This window comes from Galbitalea soli (assembly GCF_010686725.1).
Classification (GTDB): domain Bacteria; phylum Actinomycetota; class Actinomycetes; order Actinomycetales; family Microbacteriaceae; genus Galbitalea; species Galbitalea soli.
In genome coordinates this window covers 574,367-594,158 of record NZ_JAAGWZ010000002.1, presented here as the reverse complement: position 1 = coordinate 594,158, position 19,792 = coordinate 574,367, and the positions used below count along the sequence as shown (strand labels likewise).

The 19,792-nt window shown below is 62.9% G+C and carries 11 protein-coding genes; all 11 read right to left on the bottom strand.

Annotated elements, in window-relative coordinates; genetic code table 11:
* Window positions 1–25 precede the first annotated feature (25 nt).
* Entirely contained in the window at window positions 26–1,180 is a 1,155-nt protein-coding gene (locus G3T37_RS08895; RefSeq protein ID WP_163473219.1) for a hypothetical protein, read from the bottom strand.
* Window positions 1,177–3,528, bottom strand: a complete 2,352-nt coding sequence (locus G3T37_RS08890) for an ATP-binding protein (RefSeq protein ID WP_163473218.1) — start codon at window positions 3,526–3,528, stop codon at window positions 1,177–1,179. The genes G3T37_RS08895 and G3T37_RS08890 overlap by 4 nt, the downstream gene beginning before the upstream one ends.
* Window positions 3,525–5,237, bottom strand: a complete 1,713-nt coding sequence (locus G3T37_RS08885) for an Eco57I restriction-modification methylase domain-containing protein (RefSeq protein WP_163473205.1) — start codon at window positions 5,235–5,237, stop codon at window positions 3,525–3,527. Before G3T37_RS08885 ends, G3T37_RS08890 begins: the two co-directional genes overlap by 4 nt.
* A gap of 100 nt (window positions 5,238–5,337) precedes the next feature.
* Window positions 5,338–7,473: a BREX system Lon protease-like protein BrxL gene (gene brxL / locus G3T37_RS08880; RefSeq protein ID WP_163473203.1), complete on the bottom strand. Its 2,136-nt coding sequence runs from the start codon at window positions 7,471–7,473 to the stop codon at window positions 5,338–5,340.
* A 10-nt stretch (window positions 7,474–7,483) separates the two neighbouring features.
* Window positions 7,484–9,979 (bottom strand): BREX-1 system phosphatase PglZ type A, encoded by a 2,496-nt coding sequence (pglZ, locus tag G3T37_RS08875; RefSeq protein WP_163473201.1) that lies wholly within the window; start codon window positions 9,977–9,979, stop codon window positions 7,484–7,486.
* The gene (locus G3T37_RS15310; protein ID WP_163473199.1) at window positions 9,976–11,235 is read right to left on the bottom strand and encodes a Shedu anti-phage system protein SduA domain-containing protein; all 1,260 of its coding nucleotides are present in this window, start codon (window positions 11,233–11,235) and stop codon (window positions 9,976–9,978) included. Before G3T37_RS15310 ends, pglZ begins: the two co-directional genes overlap by 4 nt.
* Window positions 11,232–14,735 (bottom strand): BREX-1 system adenine-specific DNA-methyltransferase PglX, encoded by a 3,504-nt coding sequence (gene pglX / locus G3T37_RS08865; protein WP_163473197.1) that lies wholly within the window; start codon window positions 14,733–14,735, stop codon window positions 11,232–11,234. Before pglX ends, G3T37_RS15310 begins: the two co-directional genes overlap by 4 nt.
* Window positions 14,735–18,223, bottom strand: coding sequence for a BREX system P-loop protein BrxC (gene brxC / locus G3T37_RS08860; protein WP_163473715.1), 3,489 nt, complete (start codon window positions 18,221–18,223; stop codon window positions 14,735–14,737). Before brxC ends, pglX begins: the two co-directional genes overlap by 1 nt.
* A gap of 5 nt (window positions 18,224–18,228) precedes the next feature.
* Window positions 18,229–18,831, bottom strand: coding sequence for a DUF1788 domain-containing protein (locus tag G3T37_RS08855; RefSeq protein WP_163473195.1), 603 nt, complete (start codon window positions 18,829–18,831; stop codon window positions 18,229–18,231).
* The gene (locus G3T37_RS08850; protein WP_338401225.1) at window positions 18,828–19,445 is read right to left on the bottom strand and encodes a DUF1819 family protein; all 618 of its coding nucleotides are present in this window, start codon (window positions 19,443–19,445) and stop codon (window positions 18,828–18,830) included. The genes G3T37_RS08855 and G3T37_RS08850 overlap by 4 nt, the downstream gene beginning before the upstream one ends.
* Window positions 19,446–19,527: 82 nt before the next feature.
* Window positions 19,528–19,719, bottom strand: a complete 192-nt coding sequence (locus G3T37_RS08845) for an excisionase family DNA-binding protein (RefSeq protein ID WP_163473192.1) — start codon at window positions 19,717–19,719, stop codon at window positions 19,528–19,530.
* Between the last annotated feature and the right edge of the window lie 73 nt (window positions 19,720–19,792).

Here is a 19,792-nt window from a genome sequence, read left to right as displayed (position 1 = left end):
CAGCAGGTGAGGTCCGATGGCGCGGCTACTCACCGTCGTCTTCCGCGACGTCAGCGCGGTCGTCGATGACGATCAGCTTTGCGAGCGAAGCCTCTGCGTCGATGGAAGTCGTTGCAAGCCATGGGTCATCGGCATATGACGGCCAGCCGTCGGGCTGGAGTCTCACCGCCTCCGTGATCTCGAGCGGCTCATCGACCAAGTTGTAGTCGGCGTCGATCTGGAACACGGGGTGCCGCAGTCCGAGGACATCGAGGTCCGTACCGTGGAGCGCGGCAAGCGCGCGCGAAATGTCGTCCGCGCTCCGCCCCTCGGCAGTTTCAAGGGCGAGCTGCTTCACGGCTGCGATCCCGGCGCGCCACCATCTCCGCCCGGCAAACGCCGCGAGCTGACCGGTGTACTTGGCCTGCTTGAGGGCACCGGCGGCGTCGCCGTCCCCTTCAAGCAGAACATCGAGGGCGCTCGGCTTCAGCCCAAGGTAGCTCGCCGCTCGACGATCGTCGACGAGGAAGGTTGGGAACGGCAGGATGCGCTGGATGAACCACGATAGCCAGCGACGTCCCGCCGACGTTGCCGCGAGCACGGTCCACGGAGGTCGACACAGTTCGATCTGAGCGATCGCGTCTTCTCGCCACGGCTGCTCCTCGAGGGCAAGCCACTGCAATTGAGCCGTTGGGTCAGTTGGGTCGCCCCACTCGGTCGGAAGCGCCTTGGTCGCGACCGCCAGCGCCGCGAAGCGCGCCAACGTCTCGGCGTCGACTTGCGCCTTCTCTGCAACCCACTCAAGGTCATGACGGCTGGCCACGGTCATTGGCCGGATGAACGCAGGAGTTCCTTCTGCAAGAACCGCGAGGTGACCAGTGCGCAGCACCAGCGCAGTGTTCCGCGGAGTGGGCGCCGTCTCAGGGCTCGGCCCGCGTCCGTCCAGTGCAGAACGAAGGACAGCGGCAAGGGCAACACCGTCCCGGACGAACAGCCCGATGCGGTCCTCCACGGCCTCGCGCGCAGTCCAGTTCTCAATGAACTCGTCGATCAAGACCAAGCTCGCGCGGTTCAGGTCTCCGGCCGTCAGGTCGTCCGGAAGAACATGCTTCGCTTCGACGCCATGCGCACTGAGCGCGAGTGCGAACGCCTCCTGCTGCGGATCGTCGTCCACCAGCAGGACGAACGGCTGCTCCGTCATTGCGCTTTGCCCTTCTTCGGGAGAACCACTTTGATCGACGTACCAGGACCATGCGTTGGCTCGATGAATCGGACATCACCGCGATAGTCGTCCGTCAACGCCCGGACGATGGGTAGGCCAAGTCCTAGGCCCTGGCCGAGCACGTCGTCAACGACTGTCGTTGTGCTCTCGAACGGGAGGAACCAACGTTCGGCCTCGTCAAGGTCGACAGCCGCACCGTCGTTACTGATGATGACCTCGACTGCGTTGCCCAAATCCCGCCCGTCGATCCAGATGTTGCCCCCCTCGGCTGCATTCTTCACTGCATTGGTGAGCAGGTTCGTGAGCATGATCATCACCTCAGCCGGAAACATCGGTGCCGTCCGAAGATCGGAACCGACCTCGACTCTGACGCTGATCCCCTTCGCTGAGATTGGGCCCGCGAGGAAGCGGAGCACCGACTCCACGCGTTCACGGACCTTGACCTGCGACCGGCGTCTACGCGGGTCCGCGCTGAGAACATCGGTCAGGTAGGAGCTTTGGCGGGCGAGCGTGTGAGCAAGCTCGTCAGCCGTGCGTAGCGTGACCTGGAGCGTGTTCCGTTGCGCGGGCTCTACGACTCTGTCCAGGAGTCCGCGAAGCAGCTCCCGGATGGTCGTTGCCGACGCAAGCATGCCGTTGATGTCGTGTACGAACGCGCCGAGTTGGAGCCCTACACCGGCGAGGATGCGCAACTCCGGCTGGTAGCTCTGGACCGCCTGCAATGCGGCGCGCACCGCATTGAAGCCCGCGGCAAGCTGCTGCGTACGGTCGTCAATCGGCTCCGCGCCTTTGTCCCCCTGCTGCACAGCCACCCTTGCGGCCGCTTCGGCTGCAGCGGCGATCTTGTGATCGTCTTCTTCAGTCGGTCCATGCGGTGCAAGAACTTCGAAGGGCGTCCGACCCGCCGGGTCGAAGACAGGCTCGTTCCCCGTCGTGGATTGGGGATGCTCAGAAGTCTCCTGAACTGGCTCGACAGGGGTAATCGCGTCGAGTCGCTCCCGCTGGTTAAAGACCGACCGCCGAACCCGAACACTCAGCCGGACACCGTCCTGCACAATCTCCCGAATCGCCCTGAATGTTGATCCGGGGACGAATCCCTCACGGTTGATCAAACTCTCCAAGCCGGGGGCACCTAACGTGGTGAGGAATACCGCGCCGAAGTAGCCGCTGCTCGGAATGGCGTTGAGCGCTTCTCGCTTGTCCACATCCAGGTCGTCGCTGGCCGACTCGTCCAGGTCGATCGTGTAGAAGCGCGGTCCGGACCGGTATTCGCGATCGATCTCTAGCCAATCGTCGCCGTACTCGGCGTACGGAAGTACGCGGAATCCCTCAAGGTAGACACGAATCCCACTCGTTGATCGAACGAATCCCTTGAGCGGCCCCCGTCGGCTGCTCGCACCCGGCATCATGTAGAACCGGGCCTGGAAGCGCAGCGCAGGATCAGCCTGCGCCTCGAACGAGTACGCCCGCGCCAAGGACTCAGAACGCGCATAGGTCGTCGTGGGAGAGATGCGGTATCTGGTCCGGCCGCCGGAAACATCGATCTCGATGCACCATTGGAAGTCCTCCGCCGCCTTCGCCCAGAAGTCGTCGGCGGGCGCAAGCTCACCCGAGAGTTCCAGTTCGAAACCTGGGTCGTTCTCCGTGGTACCTCGAACCGCGGGCCTGCCGATGAGCGACTCACCAGCGATCGCAAGTGACTCGGAGTCGGAGCCAAGCAAGAGCGTCGGCGGTTGCGCCGACTGCATCTCGTCGACGAATTTGCCGATTTCCGAGCTAGTCCAGGTTCGCTTCAGCGATCGCATGGACAGCACCGTTCCGGTGGGCGTTCCCGGTGAAACCGGAACGTCGGTAACCGAGAGGCCCTCTTTCAGGTCGTTGAGAGTCTGCTGCTTGTCGATAGCCTCCCAGTCGATCCGGGCTTCGACACCAGGCTCATCGCCGCCGGCGTCCGCGTGGTCCGGCACGCTCCGGACCTCCAACACCTTGGCGAGCTTCTGGCTGGCGAGCCGGCCGATGCCCTTCTGCCCGGTGTACGCACGCTTGTACTTGGGCGAGAGCCGCTCGCCCTCCTCCTTGTCTCGCCCAGCGATTCGTAAGAACGCCGATCGAAAACGAGCTGCCGTCATCCCGTTGCCGTTGTCCTCGACGGTCAGCACGGCGTCGTCCGGGTGCGCGAGGTTCTGTGCGTCGATCCGAACGACCGTTGCGTCGGCGTCGTAGCCGTTCTTGACGAGTTCAAGGATCGCAGTGCTGTCACGGCCCACAAGGAGATCGCCAAGTTCGCGCAACAGGTGGGTGTCGACGATGAAGCCCTCCTGACTCATTTCGACCTCCCTCCGCCTACGACGAGTCCGGTTAAGCCTAGGCGGACGGGCATGGTCGACAGGGTCGGGAGGTTCACCGTGAGCTCTCCGATCGTCTTCGGGCTCAGACGATGAAGGCCGTTTGCTTCCACGGATGCGCTCGATCTCAGGGTCGCCTGGCCCCCAGCGCTGCGAAGCCAATCGAGCAGCGTAGTGCGCTCCTCTGGTGTCGCGTCTGCGGTCCAGTACAGCCCGAACAGGTTGTTGGTGATCGCCAGCCCGGTCGGGTTCTCAAGCACGTGGAATACGTCGCGAGCGAGCGCCGAAATGATCACATCGGGGATCTTCAGTTCGGCCGACAGGTCGAACCAGCGTGCGCGCTTCGAGCAAAGGTGCAGTTCATGAAGCCCTTCGTTCTCGCCCGCGCCGATCCACGCGTCCACACGGTCGTCGGTGCCCCGGTCGTACCTTTCCAAGACCAAGAGCTCTGCCGTCTCGAGGGTCGGCAATGTACTGTCACTACCAGGACGCAGGCGCCGGGCAAGCGTCCGACGAAACTCTGCCGGAATGTGCAGCTCATCCCAAGCCCTCATCGTCCTCACAAAGAACTGATTCGCGCCCGTCGCCGTTCCCCGGGTCACTCTGCCGAAGTCACCGAAGGCTCTCCCCCGATCTTGCTGGCGCGCCACAGCGAGGCGCGCTCTGCCCGGCGCAGCAAATGCCGCCTCGCCTTCCGTTCGACTCAGTGTCAACCGCTCGGAACCGGACCAGTCGGATACCTCGATCGGCTGAGCCGTTGAAACCTCCGGACCGACCTCGACCAAGACGGCGTCGACAATCGCCTCATGAAACCGCCACGAGTCGGCAAGCCGCAGAGATACTTGGCGCTGCGTCAGTGCCCTCAGACGGCCTCGCAGCTTTCTCCCGTAGTCGGCGCGCATCCACCCCGCCGGAATGATCATCGCGAGTGAGTCCTCGGCGCGGAGCTTCGCGAGGGTCATTGCAAGGAACAGCGTCGAGAGGTTAGCTCGTGCGCCGACGAGCCCGCCCGCGGCCTGCAGGAGATCGAGACGCACCACCGGATCAAGCAACTGCCAGCGGGTGTAAGGAGGGTTTCCGAGATAGAGCGTGGGGGCGCTTGGCTGGTTTGAGTTAAGCCAGCGTCGATAGTCCGCAAGGACCAACTCGACGTTCCATGCGGGGAGCTTTGCAGCGGCAACGGCCTGGAGACCGAGAGTGAGCGGATTGATGTCGATTGCTTGAATACTGGCGGCTGGCCACTTGGCACGAGCAATCTCGGAGAAGATCCCAACGCCGGCACCCACGTCAACCACTGCTGAGGGCGCTTCATGGCGGTTAGCAAACCCATCGACGATGGCCTGCGCGTACTCGCGAGGCGTGAAGAAAGTGCCAAGCGGGCGACGCTTGGCTGGAGACACTATGGCCGCATAGAGGTCCGCGAGGTGGACGACCGCGTCCTCCGCGATCAGAGTATCGAGTGCCGCGAGAACACCGTCCGGAGCGTCGATCGCACCGTCCGGGGTCAGCACCGCAACGAGCGCAGCGGACGCATCGCCAACCAGACGCGCTCGCAACAGAGCCCCGAGCCGAGCAAGTTGTCTCAACTCAGAGTCGCTGATTCCAGCGATCGGTCCGAGCGCAGGCGAGTCCGGGGTCACATCGCGAACCCACGCGAGAACCGCGGAAAGCGCCGCTTCGGCGTCGGCCATACTCAACTCTCCACCGCGACAACCGTGGCGTGTCGCGTGACCCGCCGAAACTTGAACTGGACACTACAGTCGGCTCCCGACATGAGGGCTGCCCACGACCTCACAGCCCGCCCTCCCCATGGATGTAGGTCACGCCGAACGCGACGACCTGCCGGAACTCCTGGCGGCGGGCAGCCAGGTCGTACTGGCTGCCGGAGCCCTTCTGGAAGATGTCGAGGCCGCGGCCGAGGAGGATCGTCCAGCCGTTGTCGGCGCGAATCGAGCGGTCGTGAATCGTCTCGTCCCACGTGACCGCGAAGTTGATCCCGGCGGCGGCCGCGCTGTCCTGGATGTCCTTGAGCATCAACAGGTGCGCCTGCTCGTATTGACCTGTCTCGGCCTTGGTCACGAGCGTGACGCTGATCTCGTCGGCGGCGTCCTTTGCTGACGCCAGCAGGGCGAGCAGGTCGACGAGGTTCCGTCCCTGGTGGGGCAGCCGGATGTACGGGTCGATGATCGTGATTTCCGTAGCTTCGCGCAGGTACGGCAGCAGGAGGGTCTCGTAGGAGATGCCGCGCTGGTTCTCCTGGAACTCGCGGTGCCCTTCGAACGGCGCAGGCTCAACTACAACCGGCACTTCTGGCGCGACGGCCACTGGCGCACGAACCTCGGTGGTCGCGGAGACCGGGGTGGCGTCCCCTTCCGGCTCCTCGGGGGTCAATGCCGCCCGCTGGTCGTAGTAGGTCGGGTATTCCTGCTCCTCGAGTGTCGTCACCGGCGACCAGGTTCCGGCCTTGTCGGTGAACCCGAACTTGACGTCGGCCATCGTCGCGTCGATGCGCAGGATCTGATCTTTGACTCGCTTCCGGCCCTCGATGGCGAATCGGAGGATCTCCTCGATCTCCTCCCGAGTCGCTTGGCCGTGGGGGTAGAGCAGCTTCATCAGCCCGGAGAAGGTCTTATGGATGCCGTCGCGGTCGCGTGTGGAAATGTCGGGCGACAGGGTGAAGTGCTGCTGGTACCGGTCGGAGTAGTCGGCGGTGCGCATCGACTTGAGCACTTCGGCGATGTAGTCGACCACGAATCCGTAGCCTTCGGAGAACATCTCGCCGCGGATGGTGTCGACCTCCCACCCGGGAATGTAGTGATGAAGCCGGTCGAGGTAGGCGGAGTCGTGGTAGCTCTCGGGCAGCTCATCGAACAGGTCGGAATGCTTAAGCATGTACGGCACGGTGTGCGAGGTGTTGCCGACGAAGACCATCGACGCCTCGGCACCGAGGGTCTCGACCCCGCGGGAGAAGGACTTGTTCGCCATGTAGTTCTTCATGATGTCGACCAGCGCCTTGTCCGCACGCTTCTTATTGCCCGCGAACTCGTCGAAGGCGACGACATCCCAGTAGCCGACCAGGCCGATGCGGCCGTTCGAGTTGTGGACGAAAAGCTTCGGGACAGTGACCTCTCCGCCGGAGATGAGCATGCCGTGCGGCGAGAACTCCGAGAAGATGTGCGACTTTCCGGTGCCCTTCGGCCCCAGCTCGACGAGGTTGTAGTTGCGCTCGACGAACGGGATCAGACGCACGAGCTGGATCAGCTTCGCGCGCCGTCCGAACAGCTCCGGGTTGAAGCCGATCGACTGGATGAGCAGGTCGATCCACTCTTCCGTGGTGAACTCACGCCGCGCAGCGAGGTAGCCCTCGAAGTCGAAGTTCGAAAGCTGGATGGGCTTGATCGAGCCGAGAATCCACGGGACGACGCGCTGGTCCTCGCTGTGGAAATACTCGATGTCGCAGATGCACCACACGCCGCCCGTGAGGAGTTTCGGGTGCGCCTTGATAGTGGCGGGCTCGACGAGCACGCCCTTGATGCCGAGGTTGGCGAACTCCGCCTGGTAGACGTCGTCCTTCTCGTTGAGCGTGACCGCGACCCTGTCGATGATGCGGTGTCGGCCGCGCTCCCGGATCGTGGACTTCACCAGCTCGGACTGGTTCCGGTGCACGTAGTGGTCGGCGAGAACCTTGCGCACTGCGTCGATCCCAGCCTGGATCGTCGCCTCGTCGTCGGATGCGGCGTACTGGCCGAGCAGGTACTCCAGCACGTAAGAGGGCACGATCGCGTTGCCCTTGACCGCCTTCACGAGGTCCTTACGGACCACGACGCCGGGGAAGAGCTGATTGATCTTGCGGTCGAGGTCAGACTGCGCGGGAGGCGCGTCGGCCTCGGCCGCTACCTCTGCGTTGGTGGTGCTGTCGAGACTCATCGATCCCTCCCTAGAAGTCGAAGTCCGAGGCGAATGACCGCCGGAGTGTGTAGAGCGCCTTTTGGTAAGTGCGCCACTGGTTGGTGTTAGGGATGCGCTCTTCGAGGCGGAACTCCACGGCGCGGTTGTTGAAGTCGTTGGCGTCCTGACTGAGCAGCATGTTGGCGTTCTGGTAGCGGTCGCGCTTGTCGCTCGACTCCTGGTCGAAGGTCAGCTCCGGCTGGTTCGAGATCAGCGTCTCGCCGACGTACAGACCCGCGCGGACGGTGCGTGGCTGCACCTTCTCGCTGACCGGCTCGGACTGGAACAGCTTCACGACGAGCTGACCCGTGGTGATCCTGTCCGACTCGGGCAGCACATCGATGTGAACTAGTCGGGTGTCGCTGCGGCGCTTCTTGTTGATTGTCAGCACCGGCACGACGATCTCCTGGAGGGATGCCCCCCCGTGGACGAACCGAGACCCTGCGCCAGGGAGACGCAGCCGGTGGATGGACTTCGGAATCTGTACCTCGAGGTCGCTGTCCAGGCCGACCTGCGCGGGCTCGAACGTGCGGAACGCGTTGTCCTTCTTCATGCCACGCCCCAGCACGTAGCGCCGGTTCGTGGTAACGATTTCGTGGCCCTGCGGGAGCGTGGAGAGGTAGAAGGCGTCAGCCAGCGCGGTGTCCTGGAAGAGGAAGCCGTGGTCGGCGGTGATGAGGATGTTCGTCGCGTTGGCGTTGGTCAGCCGCTTCACCAGGTCGACGAGTTCTCGCAGAGTCTCCTCTGCGGCCTCGAAGACCTGCCGCTCCGTGCCCGCCTTGTCGCCGGTAGCGTCGATGCGGTTGTGGTAGACGTACAGCACCTGGTGCTGGCTGTAGAGGTCGCGCAGCTCGTCCCGTGACAGTGAGAGCACATCTTCCGCCTGGATAGCCCTGCCGTCGACGGCGCTCAGCACTTTCGTGCGGTTCGCCGAACCGTCGGTGCGCTGCCCGTCGACGAGCACCGGATCGCCGTCCTTGGAGTGGCCGATTGTGCTGTGTGGCAAGAGCGCGGCCATGCCGAGTTGCGTGTAGCTGGGAAGTACGCCCAGCACAGCGTCGAGATCGGCGTCGAACCGGTCTTCCTGACGGATGCGCGTGCCGAGTTCGTCAGCGACCTCGTAGCGGAGGGCGTCAGAGATGATCACGACCGCCTTGTTCCGGCCGCCTTTGGTAATCGGCGCGACGTGCTCGGGGTAGAACGCGGTCTGCGGACGCAGCACGGTTGACCGCCACTTGTCAGCCGCGTCGACGTGAGGCTGCCAGGCGTTGCCCAACTCGAATAGGAACTTGTTCGCATAGAACTTCTCCACCTCGCCTCGCAGCTCCTCCAGCGGCTTCGGATGCTCGGAGGTGCGCGCGGCGTAGACGAACTGCCGGTAGAGCTGGTCGATCCGGTACCATTGGCGCCGGTACCGGTCGAGCCCGTCATCGAACGAGGTGATGGTCAACGTGAGCGTCGAGAGTTCGCTCAGCAGTTCAGAGCCGCTCTCGATCGCAGCGTATAGCTTCCGGTATCCCTCGGCCCAGATGCTGTTCTTGCGCTTGCGGATCACGTCGGCCACCTCGCGGGCGGTCGCGGTGCGGGCGGCTACTTCGCGCGCGAGATCGCTTATGATCTTCTGGTCGACCTCCTCGAAGAGGTCATTGGCGACGACGTCGCGGAAGTCGGCGTTCTCGATCGTGCTCGCGTAGCTGATGCTCGATGCGATCCGCTTGGCGAGTGTTGCCAGTGCGCTCTGGCTCCGCAGGTCGAAGCGCAGGCTGTTGAAATCCAGCTGGATGTTGCGCAGACCGCCCAGGCGGTCGCTGCGGAAGCCGCCGATCGCCTGCTGGAACATCCAGAGCACGAAGTCATCGATGCTCGGGGCCGACGACGTGTACCCGTAGATCCTCGCGACGCCTCCCCAGTAGAAACCCTCGAGTTGCTGGTCCGCGACCGACTTGAACTTGGCGGTACCACCCGCCGCGTTCTCGATGAGGAGCGTGCGGGTCAGTTCAAGCAGGCTGTGGTCCTGTTGGCCGAGGAGCACCGCGGTCATCTTCGCGCGAAGCCGGTCCGGGCTGTCATCCGGCTCAAGAAGTGCCTTGAGGGCCTGCGCCCGCTTGGCGGCGCGGAAGAACTTCTCGTGGGAGCGGAGCACCTCGTCGATCCCGTCAGCCGTGAGGCCGAGATCATTCTGGATGAGGGAGGTGCGATCGGCGGTGAAGACCCCGTAAGCGAGTTCGAGGTCAAGCAGCCAGTTGGCGACACCGGTCGGTGAGGCACCGCCTCGGTATACGAGGAATTTTCCTGCTGGCTCCTCGTGCAGCAACCGGTTCTTGACGCCGTACTCATCGTTCGACAGTCGGATGAGCGAGAATCCAGGTAGGTCGAGCTGTTCGAGGTCTTCGGCGTACTCACCTTCGGGGTCGTGCCAGAACACCACACGCTGACCGGCAAGGCGGCGCACGAGGTGCTCCCTGACGCCAGCGATCTCACTCATGCGGTCACCGGATCTTCAAGGGCGACGCGGCTAGCTGCACTCGCCGTTCGCTTCGTCAGGGACGCAATGATGTTCTCCACCCTTCGGAGGAGGTCGTCGTACGAGATGATGTCCGTCACATTCGAATACGCGCGACGAGCGAACTCCAGATCGAATCGCTCCTTGCTGGACAAGTTGCTGTCTCGTCCAGCCAAGATGAACGCCTTCGGGTTCGAGATGCTGATCTCGATTCCGCTCGGAAGGTCCTTGGAGTGGGCCTCCGTGATGGCGATCTCGCCATCACGACCCGCCTTACTGAGGTAGAACAGGTACTTTTCCGCCTGGATGATCGACCCCGTGAGTTCGCGGACGGGCACGTGGTTGTCTCGGTATCGGCCTTTCGAGACGAGACCGCGTTCGAACGGTTTCTTGATCTCGATCACGTCGACAGTTCCATTGGCCGCCACCAGAAGCAGGTCAATGAACCGATTAGTCGACCCACCTGGGTTGGAGTACCGCTCCTTGACACATACGTTGCGAAGGACGGCCACGTACTGCGGGAAAATGAGGAGGAAGAGATCGGCGACCGTTGCCTGCCATTCGGCCTCGGAGTACACCTCAGCCTCGTGCAGCATCTCGATCAGCCGGTCCCTGACGAACTCGAACTTCGCGAGTTCAAGTTCGTTCGCGGCGGGGATCCGCACACCGGGCTGATCCTGGGTCTTCGACTCCGACCTCGCTCGTCGTGCCATGTAGGCTGCGAGACGCTGCTCCGCGTCTGTCATGGTCTCCATGTACTCGCGAAGCACCCGCGTGATCCTCGTCCAGGCGTAAAGCTTCATCTCGGTAGTGGTCGGGAACGTGTGCAGGAGCCTGCGGAACTCGTCCTCGGGAACCGCGGACGTGTCCGGGCCACCGATAACGATCGGATTGTCGGCAAGTTCATCGACGCGGCGGAAGATCGAGATGTCTCGTTCTGCAACAAACAAGGCCCGCGTGAGCGGGATCGACCTTGAGATGCGTAGGTCGTACTTCAACCCGAGCACGTCGCCACGAATGCTCCGGTACTCGTCGTCGATCGAACCGATCACGAAGGCCCGGGCGTCCCCGTCATCGTCGTCTTCCGCTGGAAGCAGATCCGCCGGACGCACGGTAAACGTCCTAGACAACGTCGCCTCGCCCTCGGCGCGCAGCTTGTCATCGACCCACGTGACCGGCCCCCAATCCGACTCGTAAGTAAGAACGATCTCGGTTCCGCGATCTTCAAAGCTGATCACTCGGATACCTCCAGCCCGGGAATCTTCTTCAGGGCGGCACCGATCTTCGGGTAGTTGGCCTTCACGCCGTCGTCGAGGTCGATCGTGATCTGTTGAGTTGCGAGCGGGTAGAGAACGTCGTGCTCGTACTCGTTCAGCTCGACCAGCACCCTGCGCAGCCGGTCTGCTTCGCGCGCGTTGTTCGAACGTTCCGCCTGGGTCAGGCTCGCCTGGAGCTTCGCCTGGAACTCGCGCAGGTATTCGTTGAGCACCGTCGATACCGTGGAAGGCGTGTAGCGGTGCATGTAGATGAGCGCGTTGAACGATCCCTTCGGACTGGAGAACAACCAGTAGATGGGCCGCTTCTTGTACCGCTGGACGTGGTGCTTGTAAAACGACTTCACGAAGTAGTCACGGAGACTCTTCACGCCGAGGGAATCGGTGACGAATCGCAGGTTGTCTTCGAAGTACTGGTCCCCAAACGCAGCGCGGAGGAACTGGCGAAACCTCGCGACGATGTCGTCCTCGAACCAGTCGCCATCGACGATCGGGATGACACCGTCCGCGTCCGGCATGAATGTCGGAGACTGCACCTTCGCCAGGTAGTCCTGCAACGTCGCATTCTGATCAGCGAGGATCAGCCCCGGCTCATCGAGGCTGTAGCGGCCGAACATGCAGCCGACGGCGTACGAGGCAAGGTCAGCGACGAGTTGGGCTTCAGCAGCTCGATGACGATCGCTCTCCGATGGAAGCGCTCGGAATACGAACTCGGGATTGGAGTTCAGCGCCACATCTGTGAGCGCCACCTCCGATGTAACCGCATCCTTGACCCCGTACTCCCGGGCGAAATACTCATTGTTGGCAACCTCAAGCTCACGCAACTCAGCTGAGATTCGAAGCGCATCTCGCATGCGATCTTGGCAAACCGAGCGAAGAGCCACATGATTCGCCTTAGCCCCGCTTAGGAGTGGCGATCTTTGGAAATCCCACGAATCCTCACGCGAGTCCCAGTCGGCGCGGGCAATCTCGATGCACCGCTCCGCCCTCTCGAGGACTGAGTCGTCATCCGCCACCTCAAATGGTAGTCGCGCGACAGGTCCTTCATGAAAGTCCAAAGTGGGAGAACTCAGGCCCAGGAAGTAGTCGGCGGCTGTGCTGTTCGCGTATGCGATGACGTTCTTGATCAATTCCTCGCTGTCAGCGAAACATGTCGAGCCTTTCGTCTCGGAGATGAATCCTGCGGGGCTCCAGCGCATCGCGAAGGAGTTTCCGGAGATGGTCGACCAAGTACCGCCGGCGCGGAAGTAGAATTGCATGTTCTTTGCCGTTCGAGTCGGCGAACCATAGAGGTCTGTCGCAAGTGCCAGTATCTCGGCACCGTCTTCCGCCCAGTTGACCACTAGATCGTGGTTTCCATACCAACGCCGGAACGGGCCGCCCTTTTGGCACGGGAACCACTTGCGGCCAGATGCGAGCGCCGAGAGCCGGTCAGTGGCCCCCAGCCCAATTCGTGACATCGATGGTTCCCACCATTGGCGCAGGAAGCGAGCGTTGTCATTCGTCTGAAGTCCAGCGCGTGGCATCGCGACGTCGCCGAGCCGACTCATCTCCTTAATCGTCCGCACCGCATCGTCCGAGACCCAGTACGCGAGCGGGCATCCTGGGATCGAGCGCAAGGCCGACGGTCGCGCCCGATAACGACTTTCTGCTTCAGGTGCTTCGACCGCTGCACGGAGCAAGGCGCTCTTCTCCGCCTCGGTCCGTCCCGCTGTCAAACGGATGTATACCCCCTCGTGGTCATCGTCGCGCCCGTCCGACAACACAAAGGCCGCCGTGGAGACGACGGCGCCACCTATGCTGTCGAACGCCCCCGTCCCAAGATGGGCAAACGTCTCGATCGTTGCGTCGTTCAGGACGACGCTCCGCAGTTTCTCGTATGAGGACAGGAAGGCCCACGCTTGCATCGTGATCATTCCAACGTGGCCTCGTCGCACCACTAGCCGAAGTGATCGCTCGATGAACATCGCGAAGAGATCTGCCTTGCTCGCTGGATACTCAGCTTTAGCAAAACCCGATAGCAGCGCACTCATATTTCCGTTGCCCATGTAGGGCGGGTTCGCGATCGCAACTGCATAATGCGGACTGAGGTACTGCGCTTGACATACAGCCGTTCGTGCCCGGTCGAGAGCGTCGGCGCTGAGCATGTCGCCTTCGTCGTCAAGTGTCGCGAGATGCTCAGCGAGCTGGGTGGTCAGCCGGGGATCGGGCTTGATGAGTGAGCCAAAGGTGTCGGCCTCAGCGAACTGGTTCCAGAAGGCTTCTTCTGCGTGGCGGTCGCCGTCCTTGGTGACGAGGTAGTCCAGCTCGTCGGGGCTGAAGGAGATCGGGTCGATGACGCAGATGTTTGGCTCGACCTGCTTGTTGAAGAACGTGCGCTGCCGGGCCCGAGCCTTCATCGTCAGGGCGAACGCCGCCAGGGCCCCTGCGCGCGGGTCGATCTCCGTGCCGTAGAGATTGTGGGCGAGGATCTTGCCGGGAATGTCGGACGGGGCCTCTCCCTGCTCCTGGTAGATCGCGTAGAGCAGGTCGAAGGCATAGGTGAGCATGTGGCCCGAGCCGCAGGCCGGGTCGATGATGGTCAACTCCTCTGCCTTGCCGATCTTGAGAAAGTCGGTCTCCTCGTCGACCGGAGCGATGTAGTAGTCCATCTGGTCTAGCAGGCGCGAGTCCGGGTGGTTGAGCATCCACAGGCGGCCGAGGGAGTTTTCGACGAGGTAACGGACGATCCAGTGCGGGGTAAAGAGCTGGGTCGCGGCGGCGATCTCGTCAGCGCCGGCCTTCTTGTTCTTCTTGAACCCGGCGAAGACCTCGTCCTTCCGCTCCGAGATGTAGAACTGGTAGAGCCAGCCGATGACCTCGACGTCCTGACACACGTCCTCGGTCAGCACCTTGACCGAGCGGTTGAGCACCGAGTCGTCAGCGAGCAGGTTGGCTGGGATCAGCAGTTCGGTGAAGTCACCCTCTCGCTCGAACATGAACGGCATTGACCGGTGCCAGAAACGGCAGTAGTCGGCCAATAGCAGGCTGTATGCCTCACCCTGCGGATCGGCGCTGCGGCGTGTGCCATCCAGGAGCGCGGTGATCGTCTCGGCTGTGCGCTTGCCGACGACATCGGTGTCGATGACGCCGCGCTTGGCGTCAGCGAGTACTTCCGGCTGCCCGGAAGTCTGTCCGCGGTGGGGTGAGACGATGCCGATGCCGGTGTAGCCGTTGGCGTCCATGAACCGCAGCGCGATGATCCGGTTGAACCAGGTGTAGGCGACCTTGTCCGCGACCTTTGCCCGACCGGCAGCCACACTGCCGGCGGCCTTCACGGCAGTCTCCAGCGCCTTGATGGCGGCTGTCTCCTCGACGCGTTCAGTGGACCCCGGGGCGAGCACGGCAGCGATCCGCGCGCTGACCTCCTTGATCAGCTCTGTGCGCGCCCAGGTGGCGTACGACTTCAGCGGTGCGGTTTCCATCAGAGTGCGATCCGCTTTCCGTCTTCGAGGGCGTGGATGAGAGAGCCGCGCAAAGCGGCGAGGTAAGTGTCGACGTCGTCGGGGGTCTCCAGTGGTCCGGTGACGCCATGCGGGGTGATCGTCTTGATGGAAACCGTCTGCTTCACGGGCGGAGGCGGCACGTCAGGATCGGTGTCGCGCCGCGCAATGGCGAGCTGGTCGAGGATGGCCGGGTACCCGGTCTCCTCGAACCCATTGGCCAGCTCGCGGATGACCGCGATCTGATGCTCCGAGTCAATCCTCGCGATGGTCGCGTCGATCTGTGCTGTCGCCCTCGCCTGGGCTTCGTCGGTGGCGTCGGCGTAGATGGCGCTGACTAGCAGTGCGTCGCGGCGGACGACGATCTCGCCGACAGCGTCCGATCGGCTGGTCTTGACCTCGTCGGAGATCTGACCGCTGAGGGTGTCTGCGGCCTGCTTGAGCTGGGTCATCTTGTTGCCGCGGAACGCCTGCGGGTCGTCGAGCAGCCGGGTCACCGTTTCGTCACTGCCGTGCGGAAGGTAGGTGAGGTTGCTGGCGTTGTCCCGGAGCAGCTTGGCCGCGTCATCGTAGATCGTGCGCTGGTTGCCCTTAAAGAATGCCTGGATCGCGTCGATGACGTCGTCCTTGGCCTCCAGCAGCTTGTCCGCGAGGGCGAAGTCGGTCAGGTACCACTCGTCGCTCTTGCCGACGACCTGTTCAAGCAGCGCGATCGGCGCGTCGAGCTGGCTGACGAAGGGGTACTTCGATCCGCTGACGCGGGCCTTGAGTTCGTCGAGCTTCGCGCGCAGCTTCTCGCCGCCGTAGTGCGCCAGCTCGAGCGGATCCTTGGTCACAGCCGGGTCATTGAGGAAGTCGATGCAGAACGAGCGGAACGCGGCGACCTTGTGGTCATCGAATCTCTTCTGCGGTGCGACCACAGCGTGCGGGTGCTTCTGTGTGTTGCGCAGGATCGTGGGCACTTCGCTGCGCTTGAGCATGTTGCCGTCCACGGACAGCATGACCTTCGCGGCCCCGACGAGGTAGGCGGTCACGACTTCGATGGAGGCGAGGCCCCAGCCGTAGGGCTTCGCGCCAAAGGTGTCGACAAGCGCCTTGACGGTGACCTGCTCACCGAGTCGGTCGCGGCGCAGCACGTGCGACAGCACTTCATCACCGGGGGCAGCGAGCTTCGACAGACCCGTCGCGTCGAACATGCCGCCCTGGTCGGGGTTCGCTGCGCCCGCGACCTGCTGCTCGGTGTAGGTCACTCCGCCAAGGAGGCTGAGCTGGGTGTACGTGCGCGCGATGAGGTCCTGAAAGCCATCCGTCACCCGGGCAAGCGGGTCCTGCAACGACGAGGCGACGTCGGCCGCGTTGATCACGAGCTGTGCGGAGCCGACCGCGCGCTTGATGCGCTCGATGAGTTCCTTCTCCCGTTCGACGTTCTGGGCGGCCTTGGAGCGAAGGATGCGGTCTTCATCAGCGGACAGCGAGCTGGTCTGCTTGCGCTTGGTGTACTTCTCGGTCTTGATCAGTAGCCGCAGATCGGCGAGCACACGGTCATCGGGCTGCATGATCACGAGCAGCTCGTCCTTACCCGCACTGTGCATGCGGGTCTCTTCGGGCGAATACGGGTACTCCGGAGTGATGAAGTGCAGCGACAGCTCACGCTGCTGCCCGAAGACCTGGTCGTCGAGCTTGTAGCCGACGGCGAAGTCCTGACCGTTCTTGGCGTACTTCAGCTTGGACGTCTTGATCACGTCACCGGAGAGGATTTTGTTGAGCCGGGCGGAGAGTTCGGAGGCGTCGATGTCGACGGCCTTGATCTCCTTCTCCATGTCCTGCTCGAGGTCCGTCAAGTACTCGTAGGTGTTGCCATTGCGCTGGATATAGGTCTGCGTCTCCAGCAGCGCGAGCGCCTCCTGCACCTGCTTGGCCAGCGCGGGCAGATCGAGGCCGAACCGCTCGTAGACGAGCACGGTCAAGTTGCGGGCCGTCGCGCGGAACCCGTCGACGTACTTGACCAGGAACAGTGCCTTGAGAAGCCGGACGGCGAGAGGGTTCTCCAGGTTGCGCTCGGCGACGTCGATGGACCGCTGCGCCGCCGACTTCAGCGACGAGCGGATGCCCGCGAACATGCGGTCGAACGTTGCGAGCTGCCCGACCTGCACATCGCCGATGTCCTTGGCTACCTGTTGCACGACTCCGAGCATCGAGCGTTCGCCGACCGAGCTGTTGCGGCCCTCGAACACGTTGTGGTCAGAGATGCCCTCGATGGCAGCCTGGAACAGTGGGAACTGGTAGTTCACGAACGGGTAGGTGCCGACGAACTGATCTTCAGTCGTGTAGTTCCGGTACGTCTTCGCCCCGTCGACGAAGTCGAAGAGCGTCTTGAAGTTCGCCGACTCCGCCGCGTACACCGCGCTCAGTGCAGCGGTACCTGCGTCATTCTTCTCCAGCAGACGCTTGCTGATGACCTCTTCGACATCGGCGCTGGTGAGCTTCACGCGGGTCTTGAAGCGGGCCTGAATCTTCGAGAAGTCGTTGCCCTGCTGCTTGGTGCGGTCGCCGATGACGCGGTCCATGTCCTCCTGCGAGGTCACCATGATCCACGCACGGCCCTGGCACTTGGTGTTGAGCGACTCCGCGATGGTCTGGAGGTTCAGCATCAGGTGGGTGTTGTTGCCGATGAACTGACCGACCTCGTCGACGTAGAAGTTCAGCCGGAAGTCCTTCTCCTGCTTGTCCAGCCACGCCTTGACCTCGTCGGCGAAGTCCTCGATTGAGACCGAGTACGTGTCCTGGTAGGTCTTCAGGATGTCCGGTGCCGTTGTCGCGTCGATGCCGGCCACCTGGGCGTACGCCTCGTTGACCTGATTGCGGACGGTCGGCAGCCCGAAGCTCGGACGGCGCTCCTCCCACTCTCGGCCCGCGATGGCGCGGAACGCGTCCTTGAAGGCGTCGAGCTGACCCTCCTCGTCGAGCTGGTGCTCGAAGCGGGCGATGAACCCCTGATCCCCGTAGTAGCCGCGCGACTCGTCGAAGACCTGCACGAACACACGCAGCAGCGCGTCGGCCTGGTCCTTGCTGATCAGCGGAGCCTTCTGGTCGATGTTGAACAGCAAGCTCTTCGCCGGAATCCGGTCGGCCTTGGTGATCAGAGCAGGCAGGAAGGCCCCCTCAGCCTTCGCTCGGAACGTCTCGGAGACCTCGCCACGCGGAAAGTCCTGCCCCTCCACATCGCCGAGGAGGTGGGCGAGCATCTTGAGCAGGTGCGACTTACCGGAACCGAAGAAGCCCGAGATCCATACACCGTTGGCGTTCGTGTAGTTCGTGTACGCCTCCAGGAGTTGCTCCAGCCCCTTAGCGGCCTCGTTCGTAAGGACGTACTCCTCGACCTCGGTGCCCAGGTTCTGGGAGTCGTCCGCCTTGACGACGCCCTCGATCGGACGCTGGACGTCCTTGGCGAAAATCTCTTGCAGCTGCATGGCGGTCACGGTTCCTGTTCCAGGATGTTCTTGGCGCGGTAGTACTGGTCGTCCTTCAGCCGACCGAACAGCACCAGGGACGATCCCAGCGTGTCGGACTGCTCATAGCGGCCAGGGAAGAACATAAGCATGGGCCTGCCGGTCACGACGCTCTGCAGGTTGTTCAGCACGTTGTGCGACCGGATATACGGGAAGACCTCACCGATGCCGGTGAGGAAGAAGATGTCGAACCCTCCGTCGGCGATCTTCGCGGCGATCGCCGGGGCCAGGTGCTGCTGGGGATTGAGCATCGACCGCAGCACCTCGGTGAACTCGGCCTTGTCCACCGTCGGCTCGATCTCCAGGACTTCGTCCCAGTCGCCGCGCTCCTTGAGGATCTCCATCGACAGGTCGTAGAGGTTGACCTCGCGGACCTGGATGCCCTTCTCAGTCGCGAGCCGGGTCTTGATGCGCTTCTTTGCTTTCGCCACGTCGAGCGCGTGCTCGGGCGGATACGGGTAGATGAAGAAGGGCGCCTCGTTGCTCAGGCCCTCCATGTTGAGGAACCGCCTGCCGCTGAGCACCGCGAACAGGTGCTCCTCCTGGCGACTGAGTTCGCCCGGCGTCATCGTGCACCGCCCTGAGTTGTCGGGAAGAACCGCAAATCGCTGGGCTCACGTGCATCGAAGCAATCGAGGAGGCGCCCCGAGATCACGGCAGGGAGGATGTCACCATTGTCGCTCAGTAGGCCTGCCTCGGCGAGCATCCGGAATGCCACCGCGCGGAGCTTCTTTAAGGTGGACTCCTTCAGCTCCCCTAGCTCGGGATGCCACAACGCCTTACTATGCACGAACCCATCGAACTCGTCGTAGGTCAACGTCGGAGTGAGCAGCAGGAACCGCTCACGCAGAACGTCCTCGGCAAACTCTCCGACGAACAAGTATCGACGGCACGCAGCGGCCCACATCAGGTATCCACGTTCCGTGGCACTCGCGTCCACAAGAAGCTCCAACTCATCGTCGCTGAGCACAGTGAGTCGCTGAGCAACCTCCCTTGCCAGCCGGACACCTGATGAGACCGTGCGGGCCTGGAGGAGATTGTCCTCGCCAATGAGTTTGCGAACCGCCGTCCAGTCCCGAGTCGCTTGGTAGAGAGGGGCCGCGACAACTGCTTCCCGAGTCAGGAGCGCGCCGCTTGTGAAGGACAGCGCATACCGCTTCTCATCGTCGCCTTTCGCCGTCACGATGTCTCCTTCCTCTTCTCGACTCCGAAAATGGCAAGTTGTACAAAATACGACTTGCCCCCGACACTCAGTTGCACTCGCGTCAGGTCTCGCTGATGTGGGTGGAGGCACCTCCTCCACGCACCCACTCATCGACCTCGGAGGCCTGGAACTTCCACAGACGCCCCACCTTGTGCGCGGGCATCCCCTTGTCAGCGATCCAGACGTAGACCGTCTCCTTGGTGACGCCCAGGTGAGCGGCGATGTCGTCGGCAGACAGCCAGGGCTCACTCACGAGGGCACCGCCTTGACGAGTTCGATCGTGGTCATATCTCAGAGCCTATCGGCGGAACCATCTTTTGGCCGGT